The 14,609-nt window shown below is 66.7% G+C and carries 10 protein-coding genes; 4 read left to right on the top strand and 6 right to left on the bottom strand.

Translation table 11 applies throughout. The features are described 5' to 3' along the window. Positions 1-179: 179 nt before the first annotated feature. Positions 180-1,043, top strand: a complete 864-nt coding sequence (locus WME85_RS32515) for a PAS domain-containing protein (RefSeq protein WP_437826992.1) — start codon at positions 180-182, stop codon at positions 1,041-1,043. A 108-nt stretch (positions 1,044-1,151) separates the two neighbouring features. Here the strand turns inward: WME85_RS32515 and WME85_RS32510 are convergent, their stop codons facing one another. Next, positions 1,152-1,475: a hypothetical protein gene (locus tag WME85_RS32510; RefSeq protein WP_437826991.1), complete on the bottom strand. Its 324-nt coding sequence runs from the start codon at positions 1,473-1,475 to the stop codon at positions 1,152-1,154. Positions 1,476-1,829: 354 nt separating this feature from the next. Here WME85_RS32510 and WME85_RS32505 point away from each other — a divergent pair, with 354 nt between their 5' ends. After that, positions 1,830-1,964 (top strand): hypothetical protein, encoded by a 135-nt coding sequence (locus tag WME85_RS32505; RefSeq protein ID WP_437826990.1) that lies wholly within the window; start codon positions 1,830-1,832, stop codon positions 1,962-1,964. Between the two features lie 292 nt (positions 1,965-2,256). On the opposite strand, the gene WME85_RS32500 is transcribed toward WME85_RS32505, so the two are convergent. The 4 genes from WME85_RS32500 to WME85_RS32485 all read right to left on the bottom strand — a co-directional run bounded on the left by WME85_RS32500 (position 2,257) and on the right by WME85_RS32485 (position 10,715). Further along, positions 2,257-2,772 (bottom strand): hypothetical protein, encoded by a 516-nt coding sequence (locus WME85_RS32500; RefSeq protein ID WP_437826989.1) that lies wholly within the window; start codon positions 2,770-2,772, stop codon positions 2,257-2,259. A gap of 405 nt (positions 2,773-3,177) precedes the next feature. After that, positions 3,178-7,305 carry a CHAT domain-containing protein gene (locus WME85_RS32495; RefSeq protein WP_437826988.1) on the bottom strand — a complete coding sequence of 1,376 codons (4,128 nt, stop codon included), beginning with the start codon at positions 7,303-7,305 and terminating at the stop codon, positions 3,178-3,180. Beyond that, a complete protein-coding gene (locus tag WME85_RS32490) occupies positions 7,302-9,155 on the bottom strand; it encodes a CHAT domain-containing protein (protein ID WP_437826987.1) in 1,854 nt (617 codons plus the stop codon). The genes WME85_RS32495 and WME85_RS32490 overlap by 4 nt, the downstream gene beginning before the upstream one ends. 45 nt (positions 9,156-9,200) lie before the next feature. Then, positions 9,201-10,715, bottom strand: coding sequence for a sigma 54-interacting transcriptional regulator (locus tag WME85_RS32485; RefSeq protein ID WP_437826986.1), 1,515 nt, complete (start codon positions 10,713-10,715; stop codon positions 9,201-9,203). A gap of 361 nt (positions 10,716-11,076) precedes the next feature. On the opposite strand from WME85_RS32485, the gene WME85_RS32480 reads away from it, so the two are divergent. Continuing rightward, entirely contained in the window at positions 11,077-11,652 is a 576-nt protein-coding gene (locus tag WME85_RS32480) for a hypothetical protein (protein ID WP_437826985.1), read from the top strand. Between the two features lies 1 nt (position 11,653). On the opposite strand, the gene WME85_RS32475 is transcribed toward WME85_RS32480, so the two are convergent. Next, a complete protein-coding gene (locus WME85_RS32475) occupies positions 11,654-12,808 on the bottom strand; it encodes a helix-turn-helix transcriptional regulator (protein WP_437826984.1) in 1,155 nt (384 codons plus the stop codon). A 730-nt stretch (positions 12,809-13,538) separates the two neighbouring features. On the opposite strand from WME85_RS32475, the gene WME85_RS32470 reads away from it, so the two are divergent. Continuing rightward, the gene (locus tag WME85_RS32470; RefSeq protein WP_437826983.1) at positions 13,539-14,333 is read left to right on the top strand and encodes a sensor histidine kinase; all 795 of its coding nucleotides are present in this window, start codon (positions 13,539-13,541) and stop codon (positions 14,331-14,333) included. The last annotated feature ends 276 nt before the right edge of the window (positions 14,334-14,609 follow it).

The raw sequence follows: 14,609 nt of genomic DNA, 5'->3' as shown, positions 1-14,609 counted from the left end.
CACAGACAGGCTCTGACCACGCGACCTCCGCAGCAGGGGGCGACACGGCAGCGATCGAACGGCTGTTCTTCTCCTGGTTCACCGGGGCGAGCTTGTTGTGGATCGAGGCGCACCCATGTTACGCCTCGATCCGGTGCGGATCGTGCATGGCACGCAGGGGTAGGGAGGGGGGCATTCCAATGATGAAGGGTCCGGATGACCGAGAAGAGCTGAGCCGTCTGCGTCAACGCGTCGCCGAGCTGGAGCTCGCGGAGAAGGCCTGGCGCGAGCGTGAGCTCGCTCATCTGTCGCTCCTCGACCTGGTCCCTCAAAGCATCTTCCGGAGCGATCTGGACGGGCGGTGTGTCTTCGCGAACCGCGCGCTCCTCGAGTCGGTGGGGACGACCCTGGAGCAGCTCCGCGGAAAGACGCCGTTCGATATCTACCCGCGCGAGCTGGCCGAGAAGTACAGGCAGGATGACGCCCACCTGTTGAAGACCGGTCAGGTCTTCGAGACGATCGAGGAGCACAGGGTGCCTGCGACCGGAGAGACGATCTACGTCAGGGTGATTAAGGCGCCGGTGCGCGACCTGCGCGGCGAGATCGTGGGGATCCAGGGTATCTTCTGGGACGTCACGTCGGAGCACGTCGCACGGCAGCTCTCGGACGAGAGGGAAGCGCATGCGGCGGCCGTGCGAGAGCTCAGCACGCCGCTCATCCCGATCGCCGACAAGGTCGTGGTCATGCCGCTCATCGGCACCATCGACAGCACCCGCGCGAACCAGGTGCTCGAGACGCTCCTCGATGGCGTCGTCGCGAGGCAGGCGTCCGTCGCGATCCTGGACATCACCGGCGTTCGCGACGTCGACTCGAGCGTGGCAGATTCCCTCGTCCGCGCCGCCCGGGCGGTCGGCCTCGTCGGCGCGAAGGTCGTGCTGACCGGGATCAAGCCGTCGGTGGCGCAGACCCTCGTGGATCTGGGCGTCGATCTAGGGTCGATCGTGACGTCTGGCACGCTCCAGAGCGGCATTCGGTACGCGTTGCAGCAGATGCACCCCGCGTAGGCTCCGTCGCCGCAGCCAGCACCGGGGCGAGAGCGCGGGCCGGGGAGGCCGACGCGTACGAGCGCCGGGTTGTCTTCCGCGGGGGCGTCATGAAAGCCCCCGGCGCGCTCACGGGGTGAACGCCGCGACGAAGCCGTCCAGGGGCGCTGGGAGGGAGATCGGGCCGGCCCCGAAATCGAGGGCCGGGTCGCCATCCGCGTGGCCGGTGATCGCGAGCGTGCCGAGGGGTGACACGGCGAGGTCAACAATGTCCGCGCCTGCGATCGGGAGCGTCCAGAGCTCCGCTCCGTTTGCGCTGAATTTGGAGAGGCTGTTCTCGGAGGTGACAAGCATGTCGCCGGCGGCGTCAAAGGCGATCGTGGCATACCGGTGGACAAACGGGATCGACCGGCTGAGGACGTGCTCGCCATCGGCGTCCAGCTTGACGAGCATGCTCCCCGCGGGAAGCGCGTCGCCGCCGCAGCTGAAGCCGCCGGTGGTCTGGCCGACCAGCGCATCAATGCCTTTGCGCTACCGAGCAAACGCCCGTCGCGCGCGAGGACACACCCGGCTTCGGCAGCCCGGATCCAGCGCCATTCCGAGGCGAATTGCGCTCCGGCGTCAGCGTGGCGCACCGCAACCTGGGTCGGCTCGCGGCGCTGACGCTGGCGTCCCCGGGGCTCATCGTCGCCGCGGCGGCAGCGCCGCGGCTCGGGTCCCGCGGGGTCGCGCTCCCGCCCGAGCGCGCGGCGCCGACCTGCCCGGGATCGCGGTCTGGAGCTGCCGGCGGCGACGGCGCCCGCGGCTGTGGGCCGCGACCTCGCCGAGCTGATCGCGGCGCTCGGCGAGCCGCCGCGCGCCGCGCTCGCGCCGGCGGGGCGCGTGCTCTGCCCGCCGTCCGCGGGCGACGTCGGCGCCGAGAGCTGGAGGGGATCGAGGTAGGCGCGCTGCTCGCGCTGACTGGCGCGCTCGCGCCGGGCGAGGTGCGCCTGGATCCGCGGCTCCGCTGGGACGGCGAGGCGTGCGTGAGTGTGGCGGTCGTGGGGGGTCGTCATGTGACGCTGAGCAGGCTCGCGCCCTTCCACCGGTGAGGAGCACACGGGCCCGCTTCGAAAGCAGTCCAACTTCACAGCGCGCCCGAGCCTCCACCTCCGCTCACTCACCTGCCCCGGCAGCCGCTGCGCCGATCATCCCCCGGGACCGGGCAGGTGAGATCGACCCCCGTCGACATGCTTCAAAACGTGAGATCGAATGTGGTCGAGATGAGCCCTGCGTTCCAGCCAGACTGGGCGATCGGCCCAGTCTTCTTTCCCGTGAGAAGAGTCCTTCCTCTGTATGTGGCGCTGCCGGCAGCGATGAAGTTGGTGACTGTGTATGGCCAGGAATATGCGCCAAAGAACCTGCATGCGCCGCCGCTGCTCGTGGTAGTGAATCTGTCTTTATCCGTGTATCCACAAGTGGAGCACTCGTGGTAAGATACCTCCAGGATGCAGGTAGCCCCGTTTGCGCTGCCGAACCATCCTTCCTTGGTGTTGATGTTGATGTTGATCCAGCCCCCCGTGCCGAACCCGGCGGCGTCGCGCGCTTCCCCGATCTCCTCCGCTCCGTTGTCCGGCGTGGTCGCGACCTCACCCGATTCGTCCGCTTCGTCATCGCCGGAGAGCGACCCCGATGCATCGGCGACGCACCCGGCTGCATGAACTCCAAATGAGCCTGCAGTCAGCAGAAGAAGTATTCGTTTCCAGGACATGGACCTATCCCTCCAGAGATGTGCGACGTAGATCCTCTTCGCAGCGATTGTCCGGCGCAATCAATGCGCACCTCGTCGTTCCCACCGCGGGCCGCGGTGGTCGCGCTCGCGCGAGGAGCGCACCGAGCCAGCAACCATCGGGGAGATAATCAAGCCTGCGATGCTCTCTGGAAAGTACGAAGAAATGCGTACCTTGAGCGCAACCTCCGCTACGGCTTGAAGCGTGATACGCGGATGCCCGCACGCGCCCTCGGCGTCCATCCTTCCAGAGTTGCGTGTCAATATCGCTCGGAATGAAGGCGATCGGCTGCTGCGCGCCAGCACGGTCAGCCCCCGGCGAACCACGTCGGGCGAGGTCGTCCTCGGAGCACGAAGGAGGGCGCCGTCTTGCGCAGCGCCTGCCTCTCAGGCACCGTTGACGACGAACGCTCCCCAGTAGTACGGGTGCTCGAACGGTCGCACCGTCGGGGTCCGCTTTGCGATGAGCCGATAATGACGCCACAGTCGGAGCAGAGCCGCCGCGTCTTCCGGCAGAGACATTCGGTAGCAGTGCTCAGCGTACGACGCTACTCGACCGACAGGCGCATCACGAACCCACCCCTGGGCCTCGCGCAGCGCCGACGCCGCGCTCATCCTGCCGCTTGCGTAGTTGCAGTAGAAGCGATCCATCAGCAGCGCGGTGGAAAAATCGGATACGCTCCAGAGGCTGCTCACGACGCTGGGCACCCCTGCCAGCATGAAACCCGCCGGCAGGCCAACGTACTCGTCGACCCCGCGCACCACATCCGTCAGGCCGGTCTGGCACGCGGAAAGCGTGACCAGCCGGGCCGCGGCGAGGTCCATGCGGCCGCGCTGGAGCTCGTCCAGCGTGAGGCGACCGTCCGCGAGGCTCAGGCTCGATTGGCCAGGGTCATCCCAGCTGTAAGCGGCGTGGCAGGCGAAGTGGATGCACGCCCTGCCGCGCAACCCGGCCTCGACCGCCTCCCGGGTGGCATTCTGCTGCGAGCATACCTCCCGTTCCGCGAAGCGCGCTGCGATGGCCTCGCCCTCGACTCGCGCGAAAGGGAGCCTTGCCTTGGCGGACGGCTCAGGGTTCACTACAGCATACAGCCCGACTCCTGCGGGGCGGCTCGATCTCTCGCTCAGGCTGCTGAGGACCGCCACAGAGGGAGCGTATGTGATCTCGTAGCGCTCGTAGAGCCGCTCCACGGGCTCGCCCGGCAGCAGCGCGGCGTGAAGTGGGACGAGGAACAGCCAACCCGAAGGCAAGATCACGAGCCGGTCGATACGGGCAGGCAAGCTCGGGAGGACCGGTGCGATGAGCTTCTGTCCCACCTCGGGAAGCATACGATCAAGGATGAGTCGGTATCTGCCGACGTCGCTGCTCCAGGCGTCGCCTCCACCATCGGTCGGCGCGTCCGGACCTGCGTGCAGACTCGTCACGAGCTCCTCTAGCCACGCGGGATGGACGCCTGGTAAGTCGATCGCCCGCGGGGGCTCGCTCGGATCACGCGTCAGGACGAGCGCGACCGCTTCCCTCTCGGTGATGCAGAAGGAGAGCATCGCGGTGCGTTCATCCGGAATTGCAGCGCGGAGCGTGACAAGGTCGAGCTCCCGAAGAAAGCGGGGCGCGTGCTCGCGAATCTGCCCGATCACGGCGTCCAGCGCGGCCGCGGCTCCACGCGCCGCGTCGGCCCAGGCTGCGTGCTCCTCGGGCGTTCTCCGTGCTCCCTCAGCCGGGCTCACGCCGGGAAGGAGGTAGACCCTGGCCGAGGCGCCCGCCCGCTCGAACGTGGCCCAGAGGCTGTCCGGCACACCTTCCGGACGAGGCTCCCGCAACCGCAGCGCCTCAAACAAGAGGCGCGCCTTGCCGCGCTCGTGGATCACCCACGCTCGCTCGACGTCGCCGAGCCGAGCAGCGGCGATCACGGCGTGCCGGTGGATCGCGGCATTTTGAGATATCTCCGCTGACTTGCTCGCGGCCGAGAGCCCGGCCCGGTACATCCGCTCGCCCGCGTCCATGGCGACGTCGTACGCTTCCGCGGCCGCGTCCCAGTTCTGCCGCGCGAAGTGCAGGGTGCCGAGGTTGCTCGCGGCGCGGCGGGCATCGTGGGGGGCCGCCTCCCTGGTGAAGACGCGGAGCGCCTCCTCGAAGCAGCGGAATGCCCGCTCCGCGTCCTCATCTCGCACGTCACCGCCGCGACCGGCGAGGGCGATGCCGAGGTTGTTCTGCGCTGTCGCATACGCGATCGGCTCTGCCTCCAACGTGAAGAGCCGCAGCGCCTCTTCGAAGCACCTGATAGCCTCGACCGGGCGGCCCGCATCGAACGTCGCGAGCCCCAGGAGAGCCTGGCCCAGGGCGATCTGGACCCACCCATACTCCACGGGGTAACGCTCCTTCGTGAAGACGCGGAGCGCCTCCTGGCACGAGGCGATCGCCCGCCGAGAGTTCGACCCCGCGGCGTCCGTTGGGAGCTCGAGCTCGGCGTTCGCCAAGTTGGCGTGCGCGAGCGCATAGTCCGAGGGGTCATGCTCCGCGGTGTACACGTCCAGCGCGGCGCGGTAGCAGGCGATCGCTTCGCGCAGGTTCGCCGTTCGCTCGCCCACGGCGCGCTGCGCATAGGCACCGCCGAGGTTGTTCATCGTACGCGCGTAGCTGTAGGGGGCCGCCTCTCGAGTCCGGACGCGTGCGGCGTCGAAGTAGAACGCGATGGCCAGTTCGATGTGCGCCGAGCGGTCGCCCACAGTAACTCCATCGTGGGCGTTGCCGAGGTTGCTCTGGATCATCGCATAATCATGAGGTGATGAATCCGGAGTATACACGCGCAGCGCCTCGTTGAGGTAGGCGATCGCGCGACGGCGATTTTGTACGGGATCTCCTGTCGGGAGTGTCGTGTACGCCACGCCGAGGTTGTTGCACGCGAGCGCATACTCCTCGGGATGGGTGGCGAGCGTGAACACCTGCAGCGCGTCCGTGTAGCATGCAATGGCCTGCCGGAGATTCTCGCTCCGATCGCGCACGGGCAGATCGGCATAGGCGGCGCCCAGGTTGAGCTGCACAGAGGCGCGGTCGCGGGGCGCGTCGCTCAGAAGGTACAGATCGAGCGCCCTCTCGTAGTGCTCGATCGCCCGCAGGAGATTGGCCGTACGATCATCTGGCCGACCGGCATAGGCCATGCCGAGGCCGTGCTCGGCGAGCGCCACGTTGTCTGTCTGGCCCTCCCGGCGAAACCATCGGAGCGCCTCCTCGTAATGCGCGATGGACAGCCGCAGCTCCGCCTCGGCAGCACCGGCCTCTGGCAAAAAGGTTGACTCCATGACAGGCGATGCGGCCACTTGCAGCGCAGCTCGCTGACGGCGCTGCGCCTCGCCGGTGTAGCGGGGGAGCTGCGCGGGGTTGCTCCCTCGATGGTTGACTACGCGAAGACGGCGGCATTCGCCCAGGTAGAGCTGGATGTCTGCGTGCTCATCAGGGTGCTCGTCACGCGTGAGGAAGCGCAGGGCCTGCTCGTAGCAGGCGATTGCCAGCCCGAGCCAGCTGCGACGATCTGCGGCTGGATACGCGGCGTAGGCACTTCCCAAGGCGCTCTGTGCGCGCGCGTAATCAAGAGATGCGGACTCTGGCGTCCAGATGTCGAGCGAGCCCAGAAGGCACGCGATCGCCAGGTCCAGACGCTCCTGCCTGCCCTCCTTGGATGGGAGATCCAGCAGCGTATTGCCGAGGCTGAACAACGTCATTGCAAACTCGAAAGGTTCAGCATGCAGGCGCCGCAGGGGCAGCGCTTCGTTGAACCATGTGATCGCCCGTTGGAGGTTGTCACTCCGATCTTCACCAGGGAAGGCGAAATAGGCGCAGCCGAGCTCGTGCAGCAACGCGCCACGAAAGGCCGGATACTGGTCCGCATCAGCCCGCTCGAGGGCATGCTCGAGAACCTGAATCAGCAGGCGTGCGGCTCCCGGCTCGACCGTGCTCCGGGGCTTGAGCCAGGTGGCCACGTCCACGTGTGTCTCCAGCTCGGGCGGCGTCTCTACACTGTTCCATCCATCTCTCTCACGATACGCCCGAACGATGCCTCGCTCGCGACAGCGCCCGAGCAGAGCGCAGTGCTCGAGAACGAGCAGCCGACGGCTCCCGTCTTCCTGCTCTGCGGCGCAGGCTTCCAGCGCGGCGATGACCTCCGGGCGTAGTAGCTCGAGGTGCTGCTCGAGGAGGTCGCGAGACTCGGGCCAGCTCTCGGCATTGAGGAAAGCAGCCGCGGTTCTGCCAATTTCCGCCTGGTCGTATGTTGCCTCCTCCGCGAGCGCAGTCTCCACGCCGATCTCGGCGCAGCGTTTCAGAAGCGCGCCGAGCTCGAGCAAGATGCCCCGTGCGTCCTCGTCCTGCTGTTCGGCGGTGAGCTTGGCAATCTCCTTCACGCCGTCCGGTCCGATCAGCGCGGGGTGATCTCGGAGGCATCGGTAGCGCTCGCCGGGCGTGCGGGCCTGGAGCAGCGCACGGATGGACACCGTCATCGTCGCGTCATCGTCGCTCATCGTTGTACCCTCGCGCTGGGATTCGCGAAGACCGTGAAGGCGAGCGCCGCGACGGGATCGACGCGGCGGACGACGGCGCGCGCGTCGCGCGTCGCTTCGCCCACGGTTGCGCCCTCGAGCAGGCGTGCATAAAAAGCTCTCGTGAATCGGTATGCCGCGTAATCGTCGACGGCCCAGATCGGACCTACGACGGCGGCCGCTCCTGCGTGGACGAAGGCCCTCGCGAAGCCACCTAACCCGGTCAACGACAGCTCCTGGCGGCCGGAGTGACATGCGTTGAGCACGACCACCGGCCGCGTCTTTCCGCAGTTCTGCACAGTCCCCGAGATATCGTCTGAGGTGAGCTTGTCCCCGTTGTCCAGCATGATCGCTGCAGCACCCATGTCCATGCTGGGGCGCCTTCCATGGCCAGTGAAGTGCCAGGCGTCGTGCGTACCCTTCTTCATTGCATCGATCACCGAGAGCCACGAGGCGGGGATGTCCTCGATCTCCCGCCCCCCTCGGGAGAGTGAGCGAATGAATTTCCGCTCCTTTTCGGCGTATGGAAGGCTCGACGCAAGGCAGGTAACCAAGGCGATGCGGCGGAGGGCGCCCAGCGCATGTTTCATCCCGCGGTTGTTGGGTATCCAGCGGGTCATCGCGAACGCCTCGCAGAGATGCGGCCCCTCCACGGTGTGGCCGTGCTCATCTCTCCGCGTCATCCGGAGCAGCTCCCAAGGGATCCACGGCTCCTCTGACTGAACCAAGATCGTCTTGATGCGTCGTTGCAACGACCAGAGAAGGGAGCGCAGCTCCTCCGGCAAGAGGTTCTCGAACAGATCCGCGCCGATGCGAGCCAGCTTCTCCCTCGCCAGCGTCCTGTCCGAGATGGTAGCGAGAGGAAGCTGGTTGATCTTGTCATGAAGTGCATCGAAAAAATCGCGAGGATCCGCGCGAAGCTCCATCGGTCCGTACTGCTTCAGATTGATGTCCAGGGATTGGTCGGCCGCCGTCACCCTCAGCAAGATCTCGTGGCACCCGGTGTGGCCGTTCTGGGCCAGGATGAAGTGCATCATGAGATCAGGCTGCGCGGGCAGGAGCGCCGCGATCGGCCGGCGCTCCGGCTTGTGACGCTCTTCCGGCACCATCTCCTCGGGCGCGGTGTCCCTCTCCAGCCGCATCCGGCAGACCTCCTGCCCGGCATGGAAGCAGAGCACGTCCACGCTGGCCCGGCATCGCTCGGTCGCGCGCACCTTGAACTGAAGCCTGGGCGTCTCTGCCTCGGAGGTGACCACCAGAGACGCCTCACGACGACCATCCAGCGCGAGCCCCCGGCGTGGATGGACCACGATATCCAAGCTTGTCCCAGGCTGCATCGCGGAAGGGGAACGCGAGAGGGCCTCGGAGCGGACGGCCCAGACGACAAGCGAGCAGGTATGCCCCACCATGAGCGGGTCTGGCAGGTAAACTTCGATCGAGAGCGGCACCTCGCCCCCCTCGACGGCGCCGACCCGGAGGCCGAGAGGAGGTGGCAGGGCGTCGTCGAGGAAGCTGACGACGCGATCGCCGTCGAGGATGACGCAGCGCTCCGGAGCGGCCTCGGCGTCGGCATACGCATCCAACGTCGGCGTGCAGTTGCTGTCATCGAGGCCGAGCGCCTCGAACAGGCCGAGGTGCCCAGGCACCGTGGCGAGCCGAGCAGTGAAATCCTCGGTCGTGTAGAGATGATGCTTGCCCTGCTGGCCTCCGCGCCGGCGCACCACCACGGCCGTGGGGGCCAGGCGTCGTGACGCCTCCTGCGCCAGAGCGGCCGACAATTCGGCGTCGAGCAGGAGGAAATCCTCATTCGCGATTTCGTGCAGGTAGACCATGGGGCAAGATATCACGTTCGGCCGCGCTGTTGCCGCGGGTCGCCCTCACCCGACGTGGAACACGCGGTGCTCCGCGAGCCACCCCGGCCCCCAGAGATCGATGGCTATCCCTCGACCTAATTCGATCTGTGCCTGGTCAGGCATGACCGGCTCCGGATCAGCGGTATCGATCGCGACGGCTCCTCGGACTGCCGGGGGCGCGAGGTGTACGACGATCTGCTCGAGGCCTGGCGCTCCGCTGAGCTTGATGTCCACCGCTACTGGCTTGTCCTCCGTGACGCGCTTCCTGTCCACGATCGCCGGTGACGGCACCGGCTCGCGTCCCCTGACATGGGTGATCACGAGCACTCCGAGCTGGGCATTGCACCTCGTTCTCACCTCGATGCGCAGAAGATCGCCCGTACGGGCGACAGGTATCTCCTGGGTCCCGAGCGGAGCCCACACCCCGTGCCGCCGTTCGAGCAGCCACGTCTCCGCCGGAGGCCAGACCGCCTCGAGCTCGTCGCCGACGTGCCGGACGATGCCTGCGCGCTTCAAGACCGCGAGGTTGGTGTCCACGGTCCGGGCGTCCTCTACCGCAAGGATGTCCTTGAACTCCCCCTTGGTGAGCGGGCCCCCGAGCAGCCTCGCCGCGAGCCGCCTGGACGCCTCGGTCGATCCCGCCGCCTTGGGGCGACCGCGCCTGGGCTGGCCACCGGTGCTCCCGGGCGCTTCGTCACGGAGGCAGCGCTGGATGAGGAGCGCGAGCTGTGCGCAGTCACCAGGCGGCGCCGCGGGGGCGCGCACGATCTGGGGTGCCGGTGCGCGCTCCTCGGGCAAGTGCGCCTGGGTCCACTCGCGAAGGAGGAGTCGTCTCGCGTCCTCCAGACCGAGCGTCTTGCTGCGCTTGATGAAGGTCTTGAGCTCCCGCACATTGCCTGGCCAGGCGTTCGGCAGCGTGGATAGCTCCTCCACGGCGCGCACTACCTCGGCGCGGGTCGACGGAGCAGGAATGTGCTCGTCGGCGAGTCTACGGGCGATCTTCAAGGCGGCGCCATCCAGATCCCGGAGCGGCGGCATCGCCAGTGGGAGCGTGTTTATTCGATAGTAGAGGTCTCGCCGGAATCGGCCCGCAGCGCAAAGCGCCTCCAGGCCCTGATTCGTCGCGCAGACGAATCGGCACTTCGCCATCTCGCTCTTGTCGCTGCCGACACGGCGGTACTCTCGCTCCTCCAGCAGGCTGAGCAGCTTGGGCTGGAGCTCGAGCGGCATATCTCCGATCTCGTCCAGGAACAGCGTCCCATCCTGGGCAGAGGCCACCGCGCCGTGCCGGAAGGTGGCGCCGGTGAATGCGTTGGCGACATGGCCGAAGAGCTCGCTCTCGACGAGGTTCGACGGTATCGCGGTGCAGTTCAGGTGAATGAACGGACGTCCGCGCCGCGTGCTCCTGTCATGGATCCACTTGGCGAGCGTGCTCTTGCCAGAGCCGTGAGGGCCCGTGAGGAGCACGGGATCGTCGCTCTTGGCGATCTGCTCGGCTGTCCGCTGGTCTTCCGCTCGCAGATACACGTCGATTGACATGAGTACCTCGTAGGGTGGCTGCGCCAGCGTGGTCGGCGCGTACGCAGAACATACAGGATCGCAGCCCGGATGCCAGGGGCTATCGGGTCTCTGCAATTTGCGACAAATAGCTGCTCGCAAGCCCGATGATCTCTCTCTCCCGCGGACGGGCTCTCCTGCGCGGTTCGGCGGAGATTCCGCCTCGTCAGTCGTCGAGACGGCAGGGCACAGGGGTTGCCAGGCCTGAGTGACATCAAGCCAGGCAGCGACCTCCGCGCCGTGAATGCGGTCGAGCGAGAAGAGATAGCTGCGGGCTTAGCGCGTCACCTTCGCCACCGGGAGCCGCATCATGCCCATTTACGTCTACCCTCCTGAGCATCCCATGACCCAGATTGTCAGACGGCGCTTCAGGCTGTCGTCGTCCAAGTACTATGTCGGCTGGAGCGACGGTTTTGACGAACAGTTCGATTCGCGCGCCGTCTTGTTTGCGTACGGCGAGCGCCCCGACGCTGATCCCCTCGCGACGTTCAGGATCGTACACCGAGCGTACGGCGGTGTCGTTGGTAAGCTGCCAGTCGAGACGGGAGACATCAGCGCGTTTGTTCACCTGGATGGAGATGTAGATCGTGCCGTCGAGGGGACCAGTCTTTGTTATGTCAAGGCCGTTCATGGTATGAACGTGGTCCATGGTGCAGTAAGGTGGTTTCTTTCGAAGGGTCTGCATCGTGGATATGTGATCCATGATCCGCGTAACAAGATCATGAGAAGGTTTCACCTCGACCTGCTCGGGCTCAAGCTGGTGCCGAATGCAAAGGTCATCTTCGGATCGTTCAAGCGGAGGAGGACCCTCGAGCCGGTGGAGTGGCATGTTGCGCAGGGAGATGAAGAGACCTTCGCCAACGCAGTGAAAAACCTGGAGAGGGCGGGCGCGGTGCCGGTGCCGATCGTGGAGGTGTAGCCTAGCCAGAAGCGTGTTTTCTCACGAGCTCCGCGAGCTCGGGCCGAGAATGAACGCCGAGGGCCCGATAAACACGCTCGGCGTTCTTTCTCACGGTGCCCTCGGCGATCGCCAGCTTACTGGCGATCTGCTTGTATGAGAGACCTGACTCCGCGAGCAGCGTGGCGACCTCTCGCTGCCGTCGAGGAAGCGCCCGGAGCGACCCATCTCGTCCTGCCGCGATCGGGCGGTTCCACAGCGTTTCCCGAAGGTGGATCAGCGTGATGTCCTCGTTGATAGCGTAGCTCTCTTTGGCAAGGCAATGCACGTTCACGTCGAGGCAGCCGGAGCCGTCAGGGCATTGAACTGTCTGTCTGACGTCAGCGCCGGCTCGGGCCAGATGTATCAGGTCATCGACACGGCTACGCCACGCGGCGTCCCGGCGGAACCCATATTTTTGAGAGAGCAGCACCGCCCGCCGGTTGACCTCGAGGAGCGCGCCGTCCGAGCGCACTACGATGTATCCAAGTGACTGCTCCTGCATGATTTGAAACAAGATCTGCTGATGCGGGATCAGCGGCAGCCTCACGCGCTCCAGCGCCTCCTCGATATCACGGCAGAGAAGCTCCAGGAGGCGGCACTCCCGCCATGTAGGGAGGCGCGCATCGATCCCGCTGAACAGCCACAGGACGACCACCTCGGGCGTCGCGCGTTGCGCCGCGGTGGACAGGATCATGCCGGTCACGTTGTCGAGCCCAAACTGAGGGTACATCAACTGATTATAGGGCATTCGCTGGAACGCATCTTCCCCCAGCGCGTCGGGGCCGCGGAGCGCTAGCCCGGCCGGCAGCGTCATGGCCAGAGGGACGGCCGGGTCGTCCTCGATGAGACGCGCCCTTTCCGTCAGGAAGCCCTCCGGTACATCGTAGATGAAATTGACGAGATTGCTGGTACGCGAGGTTGGCAGCACATCGATCATGCCGGCGGCGAAGGGAAGCAGCCCGCGGATCGCGTCGAAGGTCGCGAATGCAGGCGACGACGCCGTGATTCGCCGCAGCGCGTTGCGTGTCGAGATCGCGAGCTTCGCCTCGCCGGAGGACCACGCGATGCGTGACCTGCGGGCGCGACGGATCGCATTTCCCACCATAACGTCGATCGGCAGCGCTTCTTTGCTCATCTTGCACTCCCTCTGTCGCCAAGGTGCTGTCTGGATTTTAGATGGGTCACGTCTCACGACAAAGCGATTCCGCTCGCGCGGAAGTCCAAGGGAGGCCCGCGACGAGCTCCACGGGGTTGTCTGTGACCCTGCAGGTACGCAGGTTTGCGTAGTTGACATGTTGATCGGGTCGTGCGGTTCGCGTCCAGGTGCTGGACCTTCAACGGATTTTGTCCTCGTGGAGTTCGCCGAACCGCGGCGCGCCGGCCAGGCGCGTGTCGAGCTCCGGGGCTGCCTGCGGCGCTCGCGAGCCGGCCGCGTGCTTACAGCGCTGACGCAACCGGTGCTCTCCACGGTGCCGCCGGCTCGACGGCGTTCCCTCTTCTTGGCTCGCCGTCCTCGACGGAGGCAACAGCTCCCGCATCCATGGCGGCTGAGCACGCTGACGTCGCCGATGACCCCTGCGGCACGCTTCTCGCGGCCTCCGCACGCTCGATCTGCTCCTCTTGGCCAGCGGGCGAGCCTGGCTTTGCCCCTCGCGGACACCGCCTCCGCCCCTTTGCGTTGCCGAGCAAAGCGCCCGCCGCGCGCGAGGACAATGCCGCCCTCGGCAGGCCGGATCACGCGCAAATTCCGGGCGAATCGCGCTCCGGCGCGAGCGTGGGCGGGTGGCATCGCCGATGCTTTGCCGATGCTCTGGACGCTCGACGAACGATCACCCACTCCACCATGGGATCTCATCATGCCCGCCATGAACGCTCAGCTCGCTGGAACCCTCGACGCACGCTGGCCCGCTCGCGCCTCCGCCAACGACAGAGGGGCCGCGTTCCGGGACGAGTTCCTGACGCTCGCGTCGCACGAGCTCAGGACGCCGCTGACCTCGCTCGCGCTCCAGGTGCAGAGGATGAGGCGAATAGGCGCGCGGCGACCGGAGGAGCCGCCCACGTGGGACGACTCGCTCGAGGTCGTCGGCCGGCAGGTCAACAGGCTCACCCGGCTCTGCGATGACATGCTCCAGGCGATGAGGCTCCGCTCGGGCGAGCTCGCGCCCCAGCGCCAGCGGGTCGATCTCGGGGCGCTCGTCCGGGAGGCGGTCGCCGGCCTCGCCGTGGAGCTCCGCGCCCCTCACGCCACCATCTCGGTCGACGCGCCGGATGGCACCGTCGGCTGCTGGGACCGCGAGCAGATCGGTCGCCTCGTGTTCCACCTGCTCAAGAACGCCGTCATGTTCGGCCAGGGCCAGCCGATCTTCCTCGAGGTGAAGGCCTGTGCCGGCGGCGCGCGGCTGCTCGTCCGCGATCGAGGCATGGGCATCGCGGAGGAGGACCAGGAGCGCATCTTCGCGTGCTTCGAGCGCGTGGGCGACGTGGAGCACTTCGGTGGCCTCGGCCTCGGGCTCTACCTCGCGCGCGAGATCGCGCGCGCCCACGGCGGCCACATCGGCGTCGAGAGCTCGCCGGGCCGCGGCGCGACGTTCCTCGTCGAGCTCCCCCTCGAGCCCGCGCCTGCCAGTCAGGCCCGCGCCGCGCGCTCCTCGACCCCGTAAACCACCCGGGGCCGGGTAGCGGTCAACTTTGCCCGGAGAGAGTCCACATGAAGGCGGGAAGGCGGGAAGGTTATTAAATTTTTCTTCCCGCCTTCCCGCCTTCATGTTCAAATTTGACCACTACCCGGGGCCGAGAGGTCACCGGGCTCCCGATCCTCGGGAGCGCCCGCGGGCGCCGTCCGGCGCGCTGCATTCCCGCATTCCCCCTCAGATCCAGCGCGACATCGGCGTTCGTTTCGCCGCGTCGCCGTGCGCCCGGCCCTCGCCATGGCAGGA

It is taken from the genome of Sorangium sp. So ce1153, from assembly GCF_051521595.1.
In the GTDB taxonomy this organism is placed as follows: domain Bacteria; phylum Myxococcota_A; class Polyangia; order Polyangiales; family Polyangiaceae; genus Sorangium.
The sequence above is the reverse complement of the archived record's forward strand: the minus strand, read 5'-3'. Positions and strand labels throughout refer to the sequence as shown.

Excerpts from the sequence above, each read along its gene's own strand:
- WME85_RS32475 (WP_437826984.1), bottom strand. The coding sequence starts at position 12,808 with ATGAGCAAAGAAGCGCTGCCGATCGACGTTATGGTGGGAAATGCGATC.
- WME85_RS32490 (WP_437826987.1), bottom strand. The coding sequence starts at position 9,155 with ATGGTCTACCTGCACGAAATCGCGAATGAGGATTTCCTCCTGCTCGAC.
- WME85_RS32515 (WP_437826992.1), top strand. The coding sequence starts at position 180 with ATGATGAAGGGTCCGGATGACCGAGAAGAGCTGAGCCGTCTGCGTCAA.
- WME85_RS32500 (WP_437826989.1), bottom strand. The coding sequence starts at position 2,772 with ATGTCCTGGAAACGAATACTTCTTCTGCTGACTGCAGGCTCATTTGGA.
- WME85_RS32485 (WP_437826986.1), bottom strand. The coding sequence starts at position 10,715 with ATGTCAATCGACGTGTATCTGCGAGCGGAAGACCAGCGGACAGCCGAG.
- WME85_RS32470 (WP_437826983.1), top strand. The coding sequence starts at position 13,539 with ATGAACGCTCAGCTCGCTGGAACCCTCGACGCACGCTGGCCCGCTCGC.
- WME85_RS32510 (WP_437826991.1), bottom strand. The coding sequence starts at position 1,475 with ATGCTCGTCAAGCTGGACGCCGATGGCGAGCACGTCCTCAGCCGGTCG.
- WME85_RS32480 (WP_437826985.1), top strand. The coding sequence starts at position 11,077 with ATGACCCAGATTGTCAGACGGCGCTTCAGGCTGTCGTCGTCCAAGTAC.
- WME85_RS32495 (WP_437826988.1), bottom strand. The coding sequence starts at position 7,305 with ATGAGCGACGATGACGCGACGATGACGGTGTCCATCCGTGCGCTGCTC.